Source organism: Actibacterium sp. 188UL27-1, assembly GCF_016901225.1.
Classification (GTDB): domain Bacteria; phylum Pseudomonadota; class Alphaproteobacteria; order Rhodobacterales; family Rhodobacteraceae; genus 188UL27-1.
In genome coordinates this window covers 1-22,671 of sequence record NZ_JAFEUL010000012.1, presented here as the reverse complement: position 1 = coordinate 22,671, position 22,671 = coordinate 1, and the positions used below count along the sequence as shown (strand labels likewise).

Genomic DNA, 22,671 nt, shown 5'->3' with positions numbered 1-22,671 from the left:
CTTAGGGGAGGCCCATGAACAAGCTGGCCGAAGGCACACGGCGATGGACCGCAGTCTTCTTCACTGACATGGCGAATTTTTCGGCTGTGACCGAGGCGTTGGGGTCCGAACGGACTTACCAACTGGTTTCGCGTGTCATTGAAATTGCGGTCTCCGTCGTCGAACAGCATGGCGGAAAACCCCTGACCTTTGCCGGTGACAGTCTTCTGGCCTCGTTCGGGGCGCCCGAGGCGCTGGAGGATGCCGCGTTGCAGGCCTGCCGGGCCAGTCTGGAATTTCAACGCCAACTCGTGGCCGAATGTGACCGGCTGGACCAGCAGTTTGGCGTCCGGCCCGAATTTCGCGTGGGCATTTCCGGCGGCATGGTCGTGATGGGGCGCATGGGGCTGGAGGGGAAGATGGACCTCAATATCATGGGCGCCCCGGTCAACGAGGCGTCCCGGCTTGAGGCGCTGGCCGAACCGGGGCAGATCCTGATCTCCGAAGCTGTCGCCGCCCAGGCCGAAGGCTGGCTGGACCTGACGGATCTGGGCGAACGCAAGTTGAAGGGCTTTGCCCAGCCGACCCGGATCTATCAGTTGATCGGATTGCACCAGACCCGTGCCCGGTTCGATGCCACGGCTCGCCGCGGCCTTGTGCCCATGGTCGGGCGGGAGGCTGAGATGGCCCGCCTCTCCCAGATCTTTGCGCATGTCACCGCACCTACCATCGCCGCCATTTCGGGCCCGCCGGGGATCGGCAAATCCCGCTTGTTGCATGATTTTCAAAACCAAAGTGCCGCGCGGATCCTGCTGGGGCAATGCAATCCCGCCACGGCCAAGATCCCCTATAAACCCTTTGCCGAGCTGATTTGCGCCGCCGCCGGCACGACATCCGAGGAGGATGGCGTGGCAACCCTCGCCGCGCTGTCTCAAGCCATCCCGTCAGGCGTTCCCGTCACCGATCTGTCGCTGCTCTTTTCCAGGGAGGGCGACAGCCCTGCCGCGGGTGAAGACCTCGTGCGCCTGCGCAACGCCATCGTCGCCACCATGGCTGCGCTCTTTCAACAGCAGGAAACGATCGTGGTGATCGAAGATGCCCATTGGCTCGACAGCGCGTCGGCCAACCTCTTGGGGAGCCTTTTCAGCAGCGGCCCCCAGCAGATGGACACGCCCTGGGCGCTGATCCTGACCCACCGTCCGGAATTTGCGCCCGTGTGGATGGGCCATGGTGCGGTCCAAAGGTTGCCGCTCGAACCCTTGACCCGCGATCAGACCAAAGTGTTGGCCACCCGCCACCTGTCGGACCGCGACCTGTCTGTCGAACTCAACGATTTTCTCTATGAAAAGGCCGAAGGTGTTCCGCTCTTTGCAGAGGAAATCCTGCGGTTCCTGACGGCCAGGGACCTGCTCAAGGATCGACCGGACGGTCTGACGCTGGAGACGGCCGATATGCCCGATCTGGTCATGGGCAACGTCGCACAACTGATCCTGCGCCGGGTCGACGCGATGTCGCAAGAGGTGCGCACGACCCTGTCCTATGCCGCCGCTATCGGTCGGCAATTCGCCACCGCCCTGTTGGGCCGCCTGGTGACCGAAGAGGATGTGGCGCAGGTCCTGTCATCGGGGGTTGAGGCTGGCCTGATCGAACAGGACCCGACCGCTGGTTCCGAAGACTGGCGGTTTGTCCATGCCCTCTTGCGCGACGCGATCTATGACGCCCTTTTGGAAGGGCAACGCCAACAGATCCACGCACAGATCGGTGCGGCGATGGTGGAGTGGCAAACCACCCAGAACACGGATCTCAGCGCTGCCTTGGCCTATCATTTCACCCGTGCCGATGACCCGGCGCGCGCCGTGAAATACCTGGTCGCCAGCGCCATGCGCAACGCCCGGGTCTACGCGTTGGATCAGGTCAATGCTGACCTGTCGCGCGCACTGGACTTCATACGTCGGGATCCCGCGATCATTGATGACGATACCCACAATCAGATGTGCATCATCTGGGTCACGGCCTTGAACGACATGGGCGATTTCCGTGGCCTCATCAATGTGGGTGAGGAGCTTTTGCCGCGCATCAAATCCAGTGGGGCCGTGGCCGAGGCGGATCGCGTTATCGCCATGCTCGGCATGGCCTTGGCCCATGTGCGCGATTACACCCGCGCCCGCCAGATCCTGGAAGAGGCGATCGCCCGCTGCGATGCCCGTTCAGATACATCCGGGGGCGGCTGGTGCCGTGCCGCCTTGATACGTGTGTTGGAAGAAACCGATTGGGAAGAGCCCGATACGATCCAGGAACTGGCGCAGACCACGATCCAATACGCCCGATACAATCTGGATCACCGGCTAGAGATGATGGCGCGTTACCTTTTGTCAGCTCATTTCAGGTCCATGGGTGATGTCAGCCGCGCCCGCCTCGCGGGGCAGGAACTGATGCGGTTCGCTGATGCCAATGACGATATGCGCGCCCGCTCCTATGCCTGCTGGTCCGAGGCCATCGTTCTGCAAACCAGTGACGAGATCGAAAAAAGCGCGGACCTGGCCCGCAAGGGTCAGGCATTGGCTGTTCCCGGCACCGCGGATGGCTATGTCTGCCTATCGATCCTCGGGGCCGCGACGGCCCAGGGCCCCAATCCGGACGAGTTGCGCGACGTCATGGAGGATCTGATCGAAAAGGCTGAACGCCTGTCCGATTACAACATGATCCACGGCAATCGGATGACACAGGCCGTGGCAAACCTGCGGACAAAACGGCTGGCGCTTGGCTGGCAACAGCTTGATGCCTTGGTGCATGACGTGGCCTCAGTTAGCAATGTGCCCTATGCCAAGTTTGTCCTGATCCTGCGGGCCGAGGTTGCAATGACCATCGCGGGCATTCTGCGCCCATTGCCCGCGGCCCCTGATCGACCGGACCGGTCGGTCGTCAATCCCGCGCGCATGACCCGTGCCGATATCTTCACGGCGCTTCGCATCCGGGTGGCGGGGCGCCGCATGGCACGCCGGGATCTGCGCGCCGCCCGTGAACTGTTCCGTCGTCCCGAGGGCGCCATTTATGCGCGCCTGCGGATCTGCGAAGCCGCGCTGATGCGCAAGGGCGCCGAAAAAAGCGCGGCATTGGCAGAGGCGCACAGGATCGCCGCGACGCACCAACTGGGTCACCTCATGCGCCGGATCGATGCCCTGTTGGCGGCTTAATCCGCCTGATCCCCGACAAAGCGATGCCCGGCCTTTGCCAGATGGTTCCGCGCAGCCGTAAGATCCTTGCCCTGGATCAAAAGATAGTCGCGGTAAAAGGTCGAGATTACGAAAAGCCCCAACCCGTTCTCCGAAAGCGGGCGCACAACAGACAACACTACGCCGGCTTCGTCGAACTCAAACTTGGTCGATACCTTGATCGCGACCCAATCCGGCGATGTCTCCACCCCGTCCGGCACTCGATCCGCTTGGCACAGAATTGACGTTTCGTCCGCCGCTTGGGTCACGTTGATCAGGCCCGGGCCGTGGATCCAGTCAGGCAGTGGCCCGCTGGGATCCAGCCGTGTGACCGCGTAGGTTTCCGCCAACAGCTCCAGATCTACCACGACAGTCATTTCAAGCATCCATCGTTAAATTTGAGACCCGTAATTTCATTAAAACATCAACTGGTATTTTTGGTCTCATTTCTAATGATACGTGAGCGAACAGGTACTTTGTTCTCGGATTGGTCGGTTATTGAGACTGCTGGCCAAGATATCGCACTTGGTACGCGAACGGGTCCGCATGAACTATTTAAATCTGAAAACAACGTGTTAGCGACCAATTGTCAGTTTTGGCCACATAGCGCTTGCTAAACTGGTCCTATGGCCGCCCAATGGGCACGGCGACAACCGGATCGCCTCTCGGTCAAATGCCCGCTCGGGCGACAAAATTACAAGCAGGAGCGTCTCTCCATGGCCCCCGTGCAACCCGTACTCGACACATCTCCAAAAGTGTCGGACGAGATCCGGAAAACCACCTGCTACATGTGCGCCTGCCGTTGTGGGATCAACGTCCATATGAAGGACGGCAAGGTTGCCTATATCGAGGGCAATCGCGACCACCCCGTCAATCGTGGCGTCCTATGCGCCAAGGGCAGCGCCGGGATCATGCAGGTCAATGCACCTTCCCGCCTGCGCATGCCCTTGAAACGCGTGGGCCCCCGTGGCTCCGGCGAATTCGAGGAAATCACGTGGGATGAAGCACTCGACCTCGCCGCTTCCTGGCTTGAACCTGTTCGCAGGGATAATCCTGAAAAGCTCGCCTTTTTCACCGGCCGCGATCAGTCGCAAAGCTTTACCAGCTTTTGGGCTCAGGGCTTTGGCACGCCGAACTACGCGGCCCATGGTGGGTTCTGTTCGGTCAACATGGCCGCCGCTGGGATCTACACGATGGGCGGCGCGTTCTGGGAGTTTGGCCAACCCGATTGGGAACGGACCAAGCTTTTCATGCTCTTTGGTGTCGCCGAAGACCATGACAGCAACCCGATCAAGATGGGTCTGGGCCGGCTCAAGGAACGCGGCGCCAAGGTCATTGGCGTCAACCCGATCCGCACGGGCTATAACGCGGTCGCCGATGAATGGGTCGGCATCACGCCGGGCACCGACGGCCTGTTCATCCTGTCGCTGGTCCACTGTCTGCTCAAGGCCGGCAAGATCGATCTGCACTACCTGGCGCAATACACCAACGCGCCCGCGCTGATTGACCCCGATACCGGCCTGCTGGTCCGCGACAACGATGGTAAGATCCTGGTCGCCGACCGCGCGCAAGACGGCAAACTCACCCCGTTCGACCAGAGAGGCGTGCAGCCCGACCTTTCCCGCCCCGACAGTGTCATGGCCAAGATCGCCGAGCGCTACCTCAGCGATGATTACGCGCCCGAAGCCGTGGCCGACCGGACCGGCATCCCCGCCGACCGCATCCGCAAGATCGCCGCCGAACTGGCCCGCACCGCCTTTGACGAGGCGATCGAGCTTGACCAGCCTTGGACCGACTTCCGTGGCGAACGCCACAAAAAGATGACAGGCCGCCCTGTCAGTTTCCACTCCATGCGCGGGATCTCCGCCCATGCCAACGGATTCCAAACCTGCCGCGCGCTCCATGTCCTGCAAATCCTGCTCGGCTCGGTTGAGGTCCCCGGCGGCTTCCGCTTCAAGCCACCCTATCCCAAGCCGCCCGAGGCGCATCCCAAACCGCACTGCAAGGTCACGCCCGACAGCCCGCTCGACGGCCCCCATCTGGGCTTTGTCCACGGACCAGAAGATCTGGCGCTGAAACCCGACGGCACTCCCGCTCGAATCGACAAGGCCTTCACCTGGGAAAACCCCATGTCGGCGCACGGGCTGATGCATATGGTGATCTCGAACGCCCATGCGGGCGACCCCTACAAGATCGACACCCTGTTCCTTTACATGGCAAACATGTCTTGGAACTCCTCCATGAACACCGGCGGCGTCATGGAGATGCTCACCGACACGGACGACAATGGCGACTATGTCATCCCCCATATCATCTATTCCGATGCCTATAGCTCGGAAATGGTGGCCTATGCCGACCTGATCCTGCCTGACACCACCTACCTGGAACGGCACGATTGCATCAGCCTGCTCGACCGCCCGATCTGTGAGGCCGAGGCCGCCGCCGATGCCATCCGCTGGCCGGTGATCGAACCTGACCGCGACGTCCGTGGTTTCCAAACGGTGCTGGTCCAACTGGCCAACAAACTCAAACTACCGAACTTCACCAACGAAGACGGCAGCGCGAAATACACCGATTACGCCGATTACATCGTCAACCACCAGCGCAAGCCCGGGATCGGCCCCCTGGCCGGGTTCCGCGGCGAAAACGGCGACCAATCGGGGCGCGGCGACGTAAACCAACAGCAGATCCAGAAATACATCGACAATGGCGGTTTCTGGGTCAACCACATCCCTGAAGAGGCACAATTCTATAAACCCTGGAACACTGCATACCAGGATTGGGCCGTTGGCATGGGCATTTATGACAGCCCGCAACCCTACCTCTTCAACCTTTATGTCGAGCCAATGCGCAAATTCCAGCGCGCAGCCGAGGGGCACGGCGACCGCCAACCGCCGGATCACCTGCGCGCCCAGATCATCGAAAAGCTCGACCCGCTGCCCATCTGGTGGGACCCCGCCGATGACAACAAGGGCGACGACTACCCCGTAACCGCCCTGACCCAGCGGCCCATGGCGATGTATCACTCCTGGGGGACGCAAAATGCCTGGTTGCGTCAGATCCACGGGATGAACCCGCTCTATGTCCCGACCAAGATCTGGGAGGAAAACGGCTTTGCCGAAGGCGATTGGGCGCGCGTCATGTCCCCGCACGGGGAAATCACCGTGCCTGTCGCCCATATGGCCGCGCTGAATGAAAACACCGTCTGGACCTGGAACGCCATCGGTAAACGCAAGGGCGCCTGGGCGCTCGATGAAAAGGCGCCTGAGGCCACCAAGGGCTTCCTCCTAAACCACCTGATCCACGAACTGCTGCCTGCCAAAGGCGACGGCCTACGTTGGGCCAATTCCGACCCGGTTACCGGCCAGGCTGCCTGGTTCGATCTAAAAGTCCGCATCGAAAAAAGTTGGGCCCCGGTTGAGGCCCAGCCCGCATTTCCATCTCTGTCCTCCCCTGTTCCTAAAGGAACCAAAACAATCTTTGATGGGGATTAGACGTGATCAAGAAAGTTATGACAGGCCTATTGGCCGGGCTGGCCGCAACCGGTGCACCGGCGCAGGATCGCCCACCGCTGCCGGAAACCTATGAACAACTGATCGAAATGGCCTTCCACCATGCGCAAGCCCTCCAGGCGGGCCATAATGCCGGTTGGGGCATGGACAAAGCCACGAGCTACGATGTTGACCTAAGCGCGGGCACAATCACCTTCTTCCTTCCAGACGGAAAAAAAGCCCAAGCAGCGGCACAGCTTTTGGGCACCTGGAATCCGAACGACGAAACCTTCCTTTGGGGATGGGATCACCCATCGGCCCCACTCGGAACCGCGACCGCCTCCGCCGCCCTGCGTGGCCATGCCTCGCAGCATGGCATCGACCAGCTTTCCACTCCAAAGATCACATGCGATTTCGAGGCCTGTTTTTCCATCGCCGCTACCGCCATTTTGGTGGCCGACCTGCAGGGCATCTATCGCCTCGATGCCGGTGGGCCCTGGGCCTATATCGGCTTTGACACCGTCACCCTGTCCCGCCAATGATCCGTGATCCCGCCTCCTCCAAGGCCATGCGGCCTGCATGCCACGCCGCTGGCGGTACTGTCACATTTTCGCCGGTGGAACGTCCAGGACACCAAGGCGCTTTTTCAGTTTGCCACCGCCAGCGGTCGGTCCTCGTTCGCCCGCTACGGCCTGGTTGCGTCCTGGAATGTCGACACGCACAGTTGGATGTAGGGGTGGTGGGGCATGACGGATGGCGGGATCCATCCCAATGCGTTGGAAGGGGTCACACAATCCCGCGAGGTCGGAGAGCAAAAGGCGTGGGATATCCTGACCAACTGGATGCTGCTGGTCGACGAACACGCGGCCTGGCACCTGACCAAACTCACGGCTCACCTGTCGAACATGTCTCTAGTCTATCGCGTCAAGGTCAACGACGCGAATTACCACTACTACGCGATCGAGCGACGGGTCTGGGCGATCTAACCGCGTCCTGTTCGGCCTTCTCGTTTCCTGTTGTTGAAAACATCCCGGGGGTTAACAGTCGCGGCGCCATGGGTTCAATCCCATCGGCGATTGCAGCGCTCCCGTCGATCTTCGCCAAGCCAAACCACCGCCTGAAACCCATGTCGCGTATGTATGCCATACATACGCGATATGCATGGAATGTGCATAGCCAGATATGACCCAACTCCCTGCCTCCACCGCCCGCAAGATGGGCCTCGTGATCGATCTCGATACATGCGTCGGTTGCCATGCCTGTGTGATCTCCTGCAAAGGCTGGAATACCGAGAATTACGGCGCGCCCCTCAGTGATCAGGATCCCTATGGTGCTGATCCCAAAGGGACTTTCCTGAATCGGATCCACAGTTATGAGATCACACCAGATGAGGGAACAGCGCAACTCGCCCATTTCCCGAAATCTTGCCTGCATTGCGAAGATGCACCCTGCGTCACCGTGTGCCCTACGGGAGCCAGCTACAAGCGGGTCGAAGATGGCATCGTTTTAGTCAATGAATCCAGTTGTATAGGCTGCGGACTCTGTGCCTGGGCCTGTCCCTATGGCGCGCGCGAGATGGACGCCGCCGAGGGCGTGATGAAGAAATGCACCCTCTGCGTTGACCGGATCTATAATGAGAACTTGCCGGAGGAGGACCGCGTCCCGTCTTGTGTGCGTACTTGCCCGGCGGGTGCCCGCCATTTCGGTGACCTTGGTGACGAAAATAGCGAGGTTTCTCAACTGGTTGCCGAGCGTGGCGGCTTCGATCTGATGCCGGAACAAGGCACCAAACCGGTCAACAAATATCTGCCCCCGCGTCCCAAGCAAGACCACACGCCAAAAGGCGATATCGACCTGTTGGCCCCCCTTCTGGCTCCGGTCAGTGAAGAGCCCAAGGGTTTTCTGGGCTGGCTCGACAAAGCTCTCGACGCGCTCCCGGGTGCTGAGAAAAATAACTAAAAGACAAAGGCTTAAGCCATGCATCCCGCGCCCTCCATCATCGCATTCACCGTTCTGTCTGGCCTTGGTTTCGGCATGCTGGCCTGGCTTGGCATCGGCTCACCCGCCCCAACTGGCTGGGTCGCATTCGGATACTTCGTGCTGGCCTTCGCCCTCGCCGTCGGCGGCCTCATCTCCTCCACCTTCCACCTGGGCCACCCCGAACGGGCCTGGCGGGCGCTCAGCCAATGGCAGTCCAGCTGGTTGTCGCGCGAGGGTGTGATGGCTGTTATCACATTGATATTGATGGGCTTTTACGCGCTCTTCGCGGTCTTTGGCGGCACTCATTTGACTGTACTTGGCTGGCTGGGCGCGGCCTCCGCCGTTGCCACCGTCTACACGACCTCGATGATCTATGCGCAGATGAAGACTGTGCCGCGCTGGAACAACTGGACCGTCCCCGGCCTTTTCATCGCGCTGTCGCTCACCGGCGGTGCGATGCTGACCGGGCAGGTCATGGCCACCACCTTATTGCTTATTCTCAGTGGCTTACTCCTCGCCCTCCATTGGCATGATGGTGACGGCGCGTTCAAAAACTCCGGCACGACTCTCGCCACCGCAACCGGCCTGCCTGGCAAGGTTCGCGCGTTTGAGCCACCGCATACCGGCACCAACTACCTGCTGACCGAAATGGTCCATGTGCTGGGCCGCAAACACGCGACCAAGCTGCGGGTCATCGCTTTTGGCCTGCTCATCGCGCTGCCGCTGTTGATCTGCATCGCCTTTCCCAACCCGGTCGGCTTTGTGATCGCTGCCTTGTGCCACATCGCGGGGGCCTTGGTCAGCCGTTGGTTGTTCTTTGCGCAGGCAGAACACGTGGTCGGCCTTTACTACGGGATGCGCTAAGCCCCTGTCCCTGAACGGCAATCCGGCCTAGGCTGCAGTCGATGTTGGATTTTCGCGATATGGAACTGCTTGCCGCACTGGCGCGCCACGGCCATTTTGGCCGCGCGGCAGAGGCCTGCGGGATTACGCAACCCGCCTTTTCGACCCGCATTCGCAACCTCGAACAGCGCCTCGGCACGCCCATCGTCCGCCGCGGGCACCGCTTTGCCGGGTTCACGGCAGAGGGGGAGATTGCGCTGCGTTGGGCCCGCCGCTTCCTGCAAGAGGCGCAAAGCATGCGACAGGATCTGACCGCTGCGCGTACTGGCTTGACCGGCATGGTCCGCATTGGCGTGGTCCCCACGGCGGCCACCTTTGCCGCGCAGGCCACGATCCTGCTGCGCCGCGAACATCCCGGCTTGAATGTGGAACTACGCTCCTGCTCTTCCGACCAGATCAAGCTGGGCCTGACCGACATGTCGTTGGATCTGGGGGTGACCTATCTGCGCACCCGCTTTCCGCCGGGGATTGAGACGCGACCCCTCTATGATGAACGCTACGAACTGATCGCTCCCCGCCGTCTGGTGGATCCGCTGCGCGAGACGATCACCTGGACGGAGGCTGCGGAATTACCGCTTTGCCTGCTGTCATCGGACATGAACAACCGCAAGATCATCGACCAGGTCTTCACCGATCTGGGCGTCACCCCCGATCTGGAGCTGGAAACCAATGCCTTTACCGCAGCACTTGTCCAGGCCGCCGCCGGGCTCGCGGCAACAATTGCGCCCGAAAAGCTGGTGGAAACCCTGCCCATCCGATCGGAACTTGTCGGCCTTCCCCTGACTGACCCGGATGTGAGTGAGCCCATTGGCCTTGCCTTGCAGGTTCAGGAGCCGCCATCTGCGACCACCACCGCTTTGATCCAGGCCTTTACCGAGGCTGCTTCATAAAATTTGCTTATGAAGGCATTTGCAGACGCAATTTGAGCGACCCAGGCAAACCGCTTTAGCTGCGTTCAGCGAAACGGGAGAGTAGCCATGGCACCGCTAGATGCAAACTCTGACAAAGGCGTTTGGAAAAGCGGGAAGGGCAAGGGCCGTCGCACGCCCAAGGGCCGTCAATACACGGACGCGGCCTTGGCCGAGGTGCAGCACCTGCTGGGCGACCGCCCCCGCCGTGCCGATCTGTTGATCGAATTCCTGCATCTGATCCAGGACGCCCACGGCCATCTTTCCGCTGCCCATATCACCGCGCTGGCCCATGAGATGCGGATGAGCCAGGCCGAGGTTTACGAGGTCGCCACGTTCTACGCTCATTTCGATGTGGTGCGCGATGGCGACCCGGTCCCGCCTGCGCTGACGATCCGGGTCTGCGACTCGCTGAGTTGTGAACTGGCGGGCGCCCAACATTTGAAGGCGGCTTTGGAGGACGGGCTGGACCCGTCCGAGGTGCGCGTCCTGCGCGCGCCTTGCATGGGGCGCTGCGATACCGCGCCGGTGCTGGAGATCGGCCACAATCATATCGATCAGGCCACGCCGGAAAAGGTGCAGACAGCCATCGCTACGGGCGATATCCATGCCCACGCGGCGGATTATGAAACCCTGCTGGCCTATCGTGCGGAGGGTGGCTACCAGACCTTGCAACGCCTGCGTGAGAGCGGCGATTGGGAGCAGGTCCAACAGGATATGCTCGACAGCGGCCTGCGTGGCCTGGGCGGCGCCGGTTTTCCCTCGGGTAAGAAATGGGGTTTCGTGCGTGGCAATCCCGGCCCCCGCTATCTGGCCGTGAACGGTGATGAGGGCGAGCCCGGCACGTTCAAGGATCGCTACTATTTGGAGCGGGTCCCGCATCTGTTCCTGGAAGGGATGCTGATCGCCGCTTGGGCCGTGGAGGCAGAGCGCTGCTACATATACATGCGTGACGAATATCCTGCGGTTTTGCACATTCTGCGTACCGAGATTAGTGCCTTGGAAGAGGCCGGGATCGTCGCGAAGGGCTATATCGATCTGCGCCGCGGGGCTGGGGCCTATATCTGCGGCGAAGAAAGCGCGATGATCGAAAGCATCGAGGGCAAGCGCGGGCTGCCCCGCCACCGCCCGCCCTATGTGGCGCAGGTCGGTTTGTTCGGGCAGCCGACCTTGGTCCACAATATCGAGACGTTGCATTGGGTCGCGCGCGTCTGCCGCGAGGGGCCCGAGGTTCTGAACAGCGTCGAAAAGAATGGCCGCACAGGGCTTCGGAGCTATTCGATCTCGGGCCGGGTGAAGGCACCGGGTGTCCATCTGCTGCCGGCCGGGTCCACGATTACCGACTTGATCGCGGCCGCCGGCGGGATGCTGGAGGGCCATGTCTTCAAGGCCTATCAACCCGGCGGTCCCTCCGCGGGGATCCTGCCTGCCACGATCAGTGATGTGCCGATGGATTTCGATACACTGCAGGCGCACGGCAGCTTTATCGGGTCGGCGGCCATCGTGATCCTGTCGGATCAGGACAGCGCCAAGGCCGCCGCGCTGAACATGCTTCGGTTCTTTGAGGATGAAAGCTGCGGCCAATGCACCCCCTGCCGGGTCGGTTGCGAAAAGGCCGTGAAGCTGATGCAAGCCGATGCCTGGGATCAGGATCTGCTGACCGACCTGTGCGATGTCATGGTCGATGCGAGCATCTGCGGGCTGGGCCAGGCGGCCCCCAACCCGATCAAGCTGGTCATGAAACATTTCCCTGAGGAAATTGGGTGAGATGGCTCATCGTCATCCTATTGATGTGCGGTCCGGCCGCAGCGCAGGACCCGTGCCCGTTTACCGAGGCACGGCGGCTTTATCAGCAGTTCCGGCCCCTGTCCCATCTGCTGATCGCCGTGAACTACCGCAAGGAATGCGGGCAGTTCGACGATCGCGACGTGGCGGCCATTCAATCGCTGCATATCTCGCTGGGCTGCCCGGTGGACAGCGGTGTGGGCCAGTATTTCAAGGATCGCCTCGACGCACCGCTGACCGATCAGAACCGCCATCCTGGCCTTGGTATGCTGCGCCAACGGTCGCCTCGCGATTATGCCCAATTCTGCAGGATGGCGCAGACGATACCATGGCCTCAAGGCTCTGCCGCGTTCCTGATGGAGCAACCCGAGATTGTGGCTCCCAAAGATCTGCAGCCTTTTCAGGCCTTCTGGGCACATCTGGAGGCCATGCAAAACGAACTGACCCGCGCGGTCACCGCTATCACGCCCTAGGGCAATTTAAGGATTTTTGCCGTGCTTGATCAGGCCAATCTGGAAACCGTGACCTTTACCCTGAACGGTGCGCAGACGACTGTCCCCGCGGGGACAACGATTTGGGAAGCGGCCCATGGCAAGGGTCTCGTCATCCCGCATCTGTGCCACAAGCCCAGCCCGGGCTATCGGCCCGATGGCAATTGCCGGGCCTGCATGGTCGAGATCGAGGGCGAGCGGGTTCTTGCGGCATCGTGCATCCGTGAGGCAACGGATGGTATGGTGGTTAACGCGGCCAGCGCACGGGCGGAGAAGGCGCGCGCCGTGGTTGTAGAGATGCTGGTGGCGGATCAGCCTGAGCGCGACGCGGCCCATGATGCCAGCGCGCATTTCTGGGATATGGCCGATGCCAATGGCGTGACCGAGAGCCGGTTTCCCAAACTGGAACAGACCCGCGTGCCACTGCTGGATGACAGTCATGTCGCCATGAGCGTCAACCTGGATGCCTGTATTCAGTGCGGCCTGTGCGTGCGGGCCTGCCGCGAGGTGCAGGTGAACGACGTGATCGGCATGGCGGGGCGGGGGCATGACGCCTATCCGGTTTTTGACCAGGCCGATCCGATGGGTGCGTCCTCCTGTGTGGCCTGCGGGGAATGCGTTCAGGCCTGTCCAACGGGCGCGCTGATGCCGTCGACCGTTATCGATGAAGACCAGCGGGGCGATCGCAAGGACTTTGATGAAGAGGTGAAGTCGGTCTGCCCATTCTGTGGTGTGGGTTGCCAGGTGTCGTTCAAAGTGAAGGGCGGCAAGATTAAGTATGTCGAAGGGATCGACGGCCCCGCCAATGAGGGGCGGTTATGTGTCAAGGGCCGGTTCGGGTTCGACTATATCCACCACCCCCACCGGCTGACCAAACCGCTGATCCGCCGAGACGATGCGCCGGCCAAGGGGTTGAATGTGGATCCGGGCGATGTGCTGACCCATTTCCGCGAAGCAACCTGGGACGAGGCATTGGACGCCGCTGCGAACGGTCTGAAGGGCAGGGGGCGTGAAGTGGCGGGCTTCGGGTCTGCCAAATGTTCGAATGAGGAGGCGTATCTGTTCCAAAAGCTGATCCGCCAGGGTTTTGGCCACAACAACGTCGATCATTGCACGCGGCTGTGCCACGCCTCCAGCGTCTCGGCGCTGATTGAGAATGTCGGATCAGGGGCCGTCACCGCGACCTTTAACGAGATCGAGAATGCGGATGTGGCGATTGTCATTGGCTGCAACCCGGTTGAGAACCACCCCGTCGCCGCCACTTATTTCAAACAGTTCACCAAGCGCGGGGGCAAGCTGATCGTCATGGATCCGCGGGGACAGGCGCTGAAGCGCCATGCCACCCATATGCTGCAATTCAAGCCCGGGGCCGATGTCAGCCTGCTGAATGCGATCATGCATGTGATCGTGGATGAAGAGCTGTATGACCGGCAGTATATCGAGGCCTATACCGAGAATTGGGAGGCGCAGAAGGCGCATCTGGCCGATTTCTCGCCCGAGAAAATGGCGCCGATTTGCGGGATTGATGCCGACACCCTGCGCGCCGTCGCCCGGGATTTTGCCGGTGGCTCCGCCGGGATGATCTTTTGGGGGATGGGCGTCAGCCAGCATATCCACGGCACGGATAACTCGCGGTGTTTGATCAGTCTGGCGCTGATGACAGGCCATGTGGGGCGTCCGGGGACGGGGCTGCACCCGTTGCGGGGGCAGAACAATGTGCAGGGCGCGTCCGATGCCGGGCTGATCCCGATGTTCCTGCCGGATTACCAGACGGTGACCGATGACAGCGTGCGCAGCGCATTTACGGATGTCTGGGGATCAGGCGATTTCAGTGCTGAAAAGGGACTGACCGTTGTGGAGATCATGGATGCGATCCATGCCGGTGACATCCAGGCGATGTATATTCTGGGTGAGAATCCGGCCATGTCGGACCCGGATGTGACCCATGCTCGCGCGGCCTTGGCCAAGCTGGATCATCTGGTGGTGCAAGATATATTTTTGACGGAAACGGCGAATTATGCGGATGTCATCCTGCCATCTTCGGCCTGGCCCGAGAAGACCGGCACCGTGACCAACACCAATCGCCAGGTCCAGATGGGCCGCCCCGCCGTGCCGCCACCCGGTGAGGCGCGGGAGGATTGGGCGATCACGACAGCGTTGGCCACCCGCATTGGGCTGGGCTGGGAGTATGACCACCCCAGCCAGATCTTTGCCGAGATGAAACGCAACATGGCGTCGCTGGATAACATCACCTGGGACCGGTTGTTGGAGCAAAATGCCGTGACCTATCCATCGCTTAGCCCCGAGGATCCCGGTCAGGCAATTGTCTTTGGCGATGGCTTTCCGCGCGCCGAGGGCCGCGCCAAGTTCACCCCTGCCAACGTCATCGCGCCCGCTGAGGTGCCCGATGCGGAATATCCGTTTGTCATGATCACCGGGCGGCAACTGGAGCATTGGCACACGGGGTCGATGACGCGACGGGCAAACGTGCTGGATGGGTTGGAGCCGGAGGCCAATGCCTCAATCCATCCTCGTACCTTGCGGGCCATGGGGCTGGAGCCGGGCGACATGATCCGGATCGAAACCCGGCGCGGTGCGATCGAGATCATGGCACGGGCTGATCGTGCCGTCGCCGAAGACAACGTTTTCGTGCCTTTCGCCTATGTGGAGGCCGCGGCGAATACCCTGACGAACCCCGCATTGGACCCTTTCGGCAAGATCCCGGAATTCAAGTATTCCGCCTGTCGGATCAATCCGGTAGGGTCTGCCATGGCTGCCGAATGATGGCGGCTTTGTGACCAAATTGCGTCCTGAGTGATTCGTTTTCCTGACTAATTGGGGGCATCTATCGGTGTCCTCTTATCTCTATACCACCCTCGCCAGCAGCGCTGGACGAGGCCATTTTTGTTGAAAAACCGAGTAAAAATCGACGTATACATAGTTCAAATCCGCATAATACCTCACTGTCGCGCAAGATTTTGATAACAAACAGTTAATAGCGCTGGTGCGTGTTAACAATTTCAACCTGACGCAAGATCATTGAAGAAATTGCCACATTGTTTGCGTTATTCGCTGGACGTCCGGTCGCTGGGGGCAAGATAATTGCGGGAGTGTCGCAGCACGCAGACACATCTGACGACTAGGGAGAAACAAAAGATGTTCACCAAACGCTCCATTCTGGGAGTTGCTACCGCCGCAGCAGTGTCCTTTGGCCTGACCGGTGCCGTCCATGCCGACAGCTTTGAGCCGACGAAACCAATCGATTTCGTAATCATGGCCGGCAAAGGCGGTGGTGCTGACAAGATGGCGCGTCTCATGCAGTCCATCATTGAACAAGAAAAGCTGGCGGCACGTCCCGTTGTGCCGACCAACAAGTCGGGCGGATCCGGTGCCGAAGCGCTTGTTCATATGAAGGGCGCCACCGACCCTGATCACACCATCATGGTCACGTTGAACTCCTTTTTCACGACACCGTTGCGTCAGCCTGGCCTCGCTGTGGACATCATGGAATTTGCCCCGGTCGGTCGTATGGCCGAGGACACGTTCCTGCTGTGGGTACACAAGGATGAAGGCATCACCACGTTTGATGAGTTTGTTGCCGCAGCGCAGGAGCGGGGCGACGGCTGGGTCATGGGCGGCACCGGCAAGAACTCAGAAGACAACATAATCACCGATTTCCTGAACGAGAATTACGACCTCTCGATCAAGTACATCCCCTATAAGGGTGGCGGTGAAGTGGCCAAGCAATTGGCCGGCCAGCAGATCACAAGTTCGGTCAACAACCCGTCCGAGGCATTGGGTTTCTATGAATCTGGCGACGTGATCCCCCTGGTGGCTTTCACGGATGAGCGCCTGCCGCTTTTCCCCGACGTGCCAACACTGAAGGAAGCTGGGGGTGACTTCTCTTACTTCATGCAGCGGGCCGTTGTCGGTGCGCCGGGCATGTCGCCTGAGGCGGCTGCCTATTACACGGATCTTTTCACCAAGGTGTACGAGTCCGAGGCATGGCAGAAGTACAAAAGCGACAAGTCGCTGATGGGTGAGTTCATGGCGGGCGAAGATCTGAAGTCCTACTGGGGCACACAGCGCGACCGTCATCAAAACATCCTGAAAGCATCGGGCGCGATCAACTAACCCTGATCGACCACAGTTACAGGGGCGCCTGCGATGCGGGCGCCCTTTTTCGTGTCAAGGCGCAGACCCGTCGATACAAGGGTGCAGATTGATGACCATTGGACCGACAGAGGCGTATCGGCCACGTACCGTCTTGAGATGCGGTGTCTGGGAGGTCGGCCCCGTTCGTTTCAAGATCTATGGTTTGCTGGCGGACGGTCAGGAATTGACCGATGAGATGAGTGCGGCGGCCGAGCAGTTTCTGCAAAGCGGTGTTTTGACCCGTGTCGATGCAATGGGCGATAGCAACGGGTTGGGATTTGTGATCATCCATCCCGGTGATCTGGGTCTGTCGATTTCGGCCCATTGGTGGGTGCAAGGATGTGTGCTGTGTCAACATATGCACCGCCAGCTCTATGGCGCGCGGGAACCGATGGACGCCACTTCCCGCCCGGTGATCGGCTGTGTTTGGGAACTCGGCTTGATCCAGGCCGAACAGGAAGCATGGCGCGTTCATATGATGGGCGATGCCCCCGATGCGCCTGGATACCTAGGGCAAGGTCAATCGTAACGGTTCCGGTTTGGGGCTGGTATCTAAGGGGTTATGGCTGTGTCAGTCTGACCGCTCACCCTTTTTGGGGCTCAGTCCGTAGCGCGCCGCCAGATCCCAGACATGAGCCGGAACCATGGAGCGGAGCTTGTCCGGGCGGGCATGCCTGAGGTGAAGGATGGTTTCGATGGCCTTCATCTCCACTCGGGCGCGGGCGAACTCCAGGCCGCGCGGGCCAATTCGGGGCATGAGCCACCCGACGATACCGCGCAGAAAGCCCGGCATGCGGCGCAAGGGCAATCCGCCTGCGGCACGTTCGGTGTTTTTAAGAAAACCGCGGACGGCCCCGTCCCTGTTCCCGCCGGTATCAAGGTCGGATAGCTCAACCTCCCCCGCGATCCCGTCCAGCATCTCCTGCCCGCGCGCATTGCGGACGATCAGCCATTGCTCTCCCTGTCCAGCCATGTAGCCGACGGTGATGTCTGCCAGAACGTTGGTGTAATCCACGCAGGTCTTGCAGGTCAGCGGGAAGAAGTCACCGGGCAAATCGGCGAGCGGCAGTTTCAAGAAGGGTATGCGCCTTGTGTGACCGTCGTCAAACCGCAACTCCACATGATAATCAGCGCAGAATTCCAGATAGCTGATCGTGTCGGGTTGATCGGATAACAGGCTAAGAAACTGATGAAAGTTCGCAGTCGTCGTGTTGTCGGAACAGGGTGTGCCGATCACGTAGATCCGATCAAGGCCCAGTTTGGCTTCAACCGCGCGCAGGGCATGGACCTGGCAGGGTATGCCTATGATTGCGATCTTGCGATGGCCTGCCGCAGCTGCTGGTTCCAGCAAAGCCAGAACCGGGGCATATCCCATGCGCATCCCACGCGCCTGTGCCATCCCGGCGGGATCGGTGACAATAATGGGCTGGGGCCGCCACCGGTCATTGGGATGCGGTCCGACGGTCAACACGGCATCCACCGCGCCGGTTTCCAGCAATCGCTGGGCCAGTCGGGTCGCCAGGCCGGTCCATTGCGCACCTGGAGCCGGATCGTCCAAGGCGGCCCGGTGCATGGTCAGGTGGGGGCCGAAAAACGTTTCATCCACGTTGCCCCGCTGGCGCCCCTGGACCTGCTCTTCGAGTGCAGGAAAATCGGGCTGGATGAATTGGCAGGCCCGGCCACATTCCCCGGCAAGCGCCATGCGAGACAGGCCGCAATCGGTGCAAAGCGGGCGCGGCTTCGGCGCTGGAAGTTCTGGTGCCACAACGCCTTGGCTGTCCGATTGGTGCGGCATGGATAGTGATCCCCGTTCTGGTTGCCAGTGCCGAACGTAAGCAGCGTTGCGTGCGACGCCAAGCGGCTTTGCGGAGTTCGCACTTGGGAACCGGTATCTGGCGGGGTAGGGGAGGGTTAACCGCACAAATCCGAGTCGTTCCGCCATGACCCTGCAAGCCAACACCAAAGGTGCCCTGATGGCCCTTGCGGCCTTTGGAATATTTGCGGGCCATGATGTTTTGGTGAAGGTCCTTGGCGGGAATTACAACGCCGTCCAGATTGTCTTTTTCAGCGTTTTGCTCGGCTTTCCCATCGCCACGTTGATGCTGATGCGTGATCGGGCAGGTGGCAATCTGGTCCCTGTCCATCCGTTCTGGATGGGATTTCGCAGCTTGGCCGTGGTTGTCACAGCAACATCCGCCTTTTATGCATTTTCGTCCCTGCCTTTGACGACGGTTTACGCGATCCTTTTTGCGACACCGCTGATCATCACGGTGCTGTCCATTCCAATATTGGGAGAGACCGTGCGGTTGCGCCGTTGGATGGCCGTTCTTGTTGGCCTGGGCGGCGTGTTGATCGTGCTCAGGCCGGGGTCATCGGATCTGACCCTGGGCCACCTGGCTGCCCTGATCGCAGCCTTTGGGGGGGCCTTCGCCTCGATCATCGTGCGCAAGATCGGGCGGGAGGAGCGCAGTGTCGTGATGATACTTTACCCGATGGTGGCCAATTTCGTGGTCATGGGGTGCATCTTGCCGTTTGTGTACGTTCCGATGCCGTTGATCGATCTTGGGATGCTGGCCTTGATCGCGGCCTGCGCGTTCGGGGCGACGCTGTTCATCATCGCAGCCTATCGGGCGGGGGAGGCTGTGATTGTCGCCCCGATGCAGTATTCGCAAATCCTTTGGGCCACCTTTTATGGCGCGCTGTTTTTCAACGAATTTCCGGATGGTGTCACGCTGATCGGCGCAGGCGTTGTGATTGCAAGCGGTATCTACATTCTGACGCGAGAGGGGCGCCAGGAAGTGTCTGAGAACCGGCCCAATCTGCAAACCCGCAGCCGCCCGGAAACCGGCACCTATCCCCGTGCCGGCACGCTGTTGGAGCGTGACGAGATGCGGGAGGGCACGCCCCCCGACCCGCTGGACAAACCCGAACTCGAACGGTAGAGCCTCCCGCACGGTCGGAGTGTAGCTCAGTCTGGTAGAGCACTGTCTTCGGGAGGCAGGGGTCGGAGGTTCGAATCCTCTCACTCCGACCAATAAATCCAGATACTTAGCCCGTTCTACGTTGCGCCAATTTACGGCCGCTCCGGATTTGATCCGGACTACGCGGCTATTCGGGCGGGATTCTTTGGAGAAAAAGCCTTTGAAAACCGAAAGGCCGCTGACTGGGATGGCACCCGCGTCAACGGCCAAATCGAAAATTTTACACTGAATGGATACCAGCACGCGCCCTTGACCGCAATCGCGGGAGGGGTCGATGTCTGAGCTTCTGCCCTTCTGCAAGATCAAGCTGCAATACCTGCTGGAGATGGTCACTGACCATGAGCTGGACGACAACGCCCTGCGCGTAGCGCTTTACCCGGCGCTGGCACATGCCGACCATGAGACCGGGGAAAGCCGCCCATCCTTTGAGACCATCGGTGCAGCCATTGACAAACACGCCAAGTCGGTCAAGCGAGCGTTGAACAAGGTTGACCCGTTGCCCGAGATGCTGCGTGGCGATCCGGCGCGCACAGAAGCTCTGATCGACGCCAGCCGCCACCAATGGACCTACCGCGCGGGCGTGATCAGCTTTGCCGCTGTGGATGCGCCGAGCGAGGTCCAACAGGCCGAAGTGATGGACACCTTTGAGCAGCTGGCCTTTGCCGGGATGGACAGCGAGCAGTATGACATGCTCCGGGTCCGTCACAGCCACGAGGATCGGATTGAACTGCATTTCTGCACCCCGCGCCTGGAGCTGACCACAGGGCGCAGCCTCAACATCGCACTGCCGGGCTACCAGGACGCCTATGACAGCTTGCGCCACCTGATGAACCAGCGCCACGGTTGGGCCGATCCGATGGAGCTGGAGCGTACCCAAGAAGTCCGCGACACCGTCGAGGCCCCGACCCGCGCTCAGGGCCGCGACGAGCTGCATGCGTGGATCCTCGATCAGATATCGATGGGTCTGATCGAGGATCGCGCCAGCATGCTCGATGCCCTTGCCGATGCGGGCTTCGACCTGTCGCGAGTCGGCAAAGCTTACCTAATCGCCCAGGACCCCGAAACCGGCGAACGTTGGCGCCTGAAAGGAGAGATTTTTCATGAAAACTGGCAAGCTGGCCCGGCTGAGCGAGAAATTGAACGCGGAACTGGACACGATACGCCAAGACTACGCCGCCTCGATGTCCTCCCAGCTGGAGAACTTCAGGACCGATTTGACGAGCATTGCGAGCGACGCGCGGCGTACCATCGAGAATGATACGCGCCGCTTCCTGAACGAGAGCAGGAGCTTGTTCGAGACACGGACCGAGCAGATCAGGCGCTGGCTGACGATCTCTCCTTGGGTGATCTCAGGGCTGATCGTGACGGGGATCGCCTCGATGATGGCCGCGAGCTGGTTCTGAACGGTGCAACTGACACGCGCGGGGCTGACAGAACTCGGCCTGATGCGGATCGACCAGGGGGAACAGATCTTGCTGACGCTAGACCCGGCCCGGACCGAGCTGAAGACCTGCACGCTGGCCGGGACACCGGTCATCTGCATCAAGATCAAGGAGGAATGAATGACGACGCCCCTGACAGCCTTGGAGCGCAACTTGCTCGCCTGCGTCGAGCGGTTGGTGACGGCCTGCGAAACCTCAGCAGCGGAATTGAGCGGCTTGGAAGCACGCTCGACGAAGAGGATGCAAGCCCAGTTGGATGGTATCGCGGCCTGCGCGACGTTGCTCATACGCTCGCAGATCGCGTCAATGAGGGCGTTGCGTGGCTTGCTGAACGAAGAGGCCACCTACAACGCGCTGGACGCGCAGTTGAGCGAGAGCTTGAGCTTAGTGAAGGCCGCCGAAGAGAGGCTGAAACAGAGCTGAACGAATTGCAGAGCGAACGAGGCCGCAACCATGGCCTGGAATTTTAGCGAGCAAGGGAAACCAATGAGTTTTGCACACGACCACTTCACCATGGGCTACTATCAAGCCCGCGACTATGGCATCGACTATCGCGGTTTTGAAAAGGTGGCCTGCCTTCCAGAAGGGGTTTTGCTTATTGCCGTAGCGGGTGTCTGGGGCGACTACCAGAACATGCGCTGCTTATTTGTGGACGTCGCTGGAAATGGCTACATGCGAAATATCCGTTGGTGGGGCGATAATGGTTATCCGATCAAGGAGTTGGGTATTGATGCGAAGAAAATTGCCGTTGGACAGCAATTTTTCCTCGCGGAAACTGAGTGATTGCTGCTCGAACTTCCCCGCACAATCAATGAGTTTGAGTGGTTCCGGATTTGAATGTGCTTAATATTTTTGTGATACTATAGCAGAGTAAAGTAAAAGTTTTAGAAATACTACAGTGTTGCAAATTTTTCTTTTATGACATGTTAAGATATTACAAATATAAAAATTATGCAAACCTATAGGTTGGCATATGTCCGCTTCAAGCGCAAAACAGCGGCAAGCCGAAGGCAAGATAAATCAAGCTAGACAAGTGGCTCAAGCCTTCGCAAAGCCACTGGGAGGTTGGATCGCGACCTTCCAGGAAGCCATTGGCATGAGCGCACCAGCGCTAGCCGAACGGCTCGGGGTGTCCAGGAACAGCGTTTACAGCTCTATCCAGAAGGAAAAAGCTGGAACAATCTCCCTTAACCAGCTGGACAAGATGGCTGAGGCGATGGGCGGCAAACTGGTCTACGCGATCATTCCGCACAAGGGAGCGGTCGGGGAGATCGTAATGGCTCAGGCTCGCAAGAAGGCCAAACGCATCATACAACGCACCCGCGCGCACATGGCCTTGGAAGA

General features: G+C 60.1%; 20 protein-coding genes and 1 tRNA gene. 19 read left to right on the top strand and 2 right to left on the bottom strand.

Annotated elements, in window-relative coordinates; genetic code table 11:
- Positions 1-14: 14 nt before the first annotated feature.
- Positions 15-3,173 carry an AAA family ATPase gene (locus tag IU397_RS15290; protein ID WP_204415385.1) on the top strand — a complete coding sequence of 1,053 codons (3,159 nt, stop codon included), beginning with the start codon at positions 15-17 and terminating at the stop codon, positions 3,171-3,173.
- On the opposite strand, the gene IU397_RS15285 is transcribed toward IU397_RS15290, so the two are convergent.
- The gene (locus IU397_RS15285) at positions 3,170-3,568 is read right to left on the bottom strand and encodes an ACT domain-containing protein (protein WP_204415383.1); all 399 of its coding nucleotides are present in this window, start codon (positions 3,566-3,568) and stop codon (positions 3,170-3,172) included. The two genes, IU397_RS15290 and IU397_RS15285, sit on opposite strands and share 4 nt — an antisense overlap.
- A 339-nt stretch (positions 3,569-3,907) precedes the next feature.
- Between IU397_RS15285 and IU397_RS15280 the strand changes: the two genes are divergently transcribed.
- The 11 genes from IU397_RS15280 to IU397_RS15230 all read left to right on the top strand — a co-directional run bounded on the left by IU397_RS15280 (position 3,908) and on the right by IU397_RS15230 (position 17,433).
- Entirely contained in the window at positions 3,908-6,685 is a 2,778-nt protein-coding gene (locus IU397_RS15280) for a molybdopterin oxidoreductase family protein (RefSeq protein WP_204415375.1), read from the top strand.
- Between the two features lie 2 nt (positions 6,686-6,687).
- Entirely contained in the window at positions 6,688-7,224 is a 537-nt protein-coding gene (locus IU397_RS15275; RefSeq protein ID WP_204415373.1) for a DUF6882 domain-containing protein, read from the top strand.
- Positions 7,225-7,428: 204 nt separating this feature from the next.
- A complete protein-coding gene (locus IU397_RS15270) occupies positions 7,429-7,668 on the top strand; it encodes a DUF6882 domain-containing protein (RefSeq protein WP_204415371.1) in 240 nt (79 codons plus the stop codon).
- Positions 7,669-7,864: 196 nt separating this feature from the next.
- The gene (locus IU397_RS15265) at positions 7,865-8,641 is read left to right on the top strand and encodes a 4Fe-4S dicluster domain-containing protein (RefSeq protein WP_204415369.1); all 777 of its coding nucleotides are present in this window, start codon (positions 7,865-7,867) and stop codon (positions 8,639-8,641) included.
- A gap of 18 nt (positions 8,642-8,659) precedes the next feature.
- Complete coding sequence (locus IU397_RS15260; protein ID WP_204415367.1) at positions 8,660-9,526, top strand: DmsC/YnfH family molybdoenzyme membrane anchor subunit; 867 nt, start codon at positions 8,660-8,662, stop codon at positions 9,524-9,526.
- Positions 9,527-9,567: 41 nt separating this feature from the next.
- Entirely contained in the window at positions 9,568-10,455 is an 888-nt protein-coding gene (locus tag IU397_RS15255) for a LysR family transcriptional regulator (RefSeq protein WP_204415363.1), read from the top strand.
- Between the two features lie 87 nt (positions 10,456-10,542).
- Positions 10,543-12,240, top strand: a complete 1,698-nt coding sequence (locus tag IU397_RS15250) for an NAD(P)H-dependent oxidoreductase subunit E (protein WP_204415361.1) — start codon at positions 10,543-10,545, stop codon at positions 12,238-12,240.
- Positions 12,237-12,731, top strand: a complete 495-nt coding sequence (locus IU397_RS15245) for a hypothetical protein (RefSeq protein ID WP_204415359.1) — start codon at positions 12,237-12,239, stop codon at positions 12,729-12,731. Before IU397_RS15250 ends, IU397_RS15245 begins: the two co-directional genes overlap by 4 nt.
- Positions 12,732-12,752: 21 nt before the next feature.
- Positions 12,753-15,533, top strand: a complete 2,781-nt coding sequence (fdhF, locus tag IU397_RS15240) for a formate dehydrogenase subunit alpha (protein WP_204415357.1) — start codon at positions 12,753-12,755, stop codon at positions 15,531-15,533.
- A gap of 372 nt (positions 15,534-15,905) precedes the next feature.
- Positions 15,906-16,883: a tripartite tricarboxylate transporter substrate binding protein gene (locus IU397_RS15235; RefSeq protein ID WP_204415355.1), complete on the top strand. Its 978-nt coding sequence runs from the start codon at positions 15,906-15,908 to the stop codon at positions 16,881-16,883.
- 91 nt (positions 16,884-16,974) lie between these two features.
- Positions 16,975-17,433 (top strand): hypothetical protein, encoded by a 459-nt coding sequence (locus IU397_RS15230; protein ID WP_204415353.1) that lies wholly within the window; start codon positions 16,975-16,977, stop codon positions 17,431-17,433.
- 42 nt (positions 17,434-17,475) lie between these two features.
- Here the strand turns inward: IU397_RS15230 and IU397_RS15225 are convergent, their stop codons facing one another.
- Positions 17,476-18,699, bottom strand: coding sequence for a Coenzyme F420 hydrogenase/dehydrogenase, beta subunit C-terminal domain (locus IU397_RS15225; RefSeq protein ID WP_204415351.1), 1,224 nt, complete (start codon positions 18,697-18,699; stop codon positions 17,476-17,478).
- Positions 18,700-18,850: 151 nt separating this feature from the next.
- Here IU397_RS15225 and IU397_RS15220 point away from each other — a divergent pair, with 151 nt between their 5' ends.
- The 7 genes from IU397_RS15220 to IU397_RS15190 form a co-directional block, all read left to right on the top strand.
- Positions 18,851-19,846, top strand: a complete 996-nt coding sequence (locus tag IU397_RS15220; RefSeq protein WP_204415593.1) for a DMT family transporter — start codon at positions 18,851-18,853, stop codon at positions 19,844-19,846.
- A gap of 15 nt (positions 19,847-19,861) precedes the next feature.
- Positions 19,862-19,938 (top strand) — tRNA-Pro (locus IU397_RS15215).
- Positions 19,939-20,159: 221 nt separating this feature from the next.
- Entirely contained in the window at positions 20,160-21,143 is a 984-nt protein-coding gene (locus tag IU397_RS15210) for a relaxase/mobilization nuclease domain-containing protein (RefSeq protein ID WP_204415342.1), read from the top strand.
- Positions 21,144-21,291: 148 nt separating this feature from the next.
- Positions 21,292-21,447, top strand: a complete 156-nt coding sequence (locus tag IU397_RS15205; protein WP_204415335.1) for a hypothetical protein — start codon at positions 21,292-21,294, stop codon at positions 21,445-21,447.
- Positions 21,448-21,750, top strand: coding sequence for a hypothetical protein (locus IU397_RS15200; RefSeq protein ID WP_204415334.1), 303 nt, complete (start codon positions 21,448-21,450; stop codon positions 21,748-21,750).
- A 30-nt stretch (positions 21,751-21,780) separates the two neighbouring features.
- The gene (locus IU397_RS15195; protein ID WP_239479837.1) at positions 21,781-22,110 is read left to right on the top strand and encodes a hypothetical protein; all 330 of its coding nucleotides are present in this window, start codon (positions 21,781-21,783) and stop codon (positions 22,108-22,110) included.
- Positions 22,111-22,300: 190 nt separating this feature from the next.
- Positions 22,301-22,671, top strand: a 371-nt coding sequence (locus IU397_RS15190) for an XRE family transcriptional regulator (RefSeq protein WP_204415333.1), incomplete at its 3' end; no start/stop codon positions are given.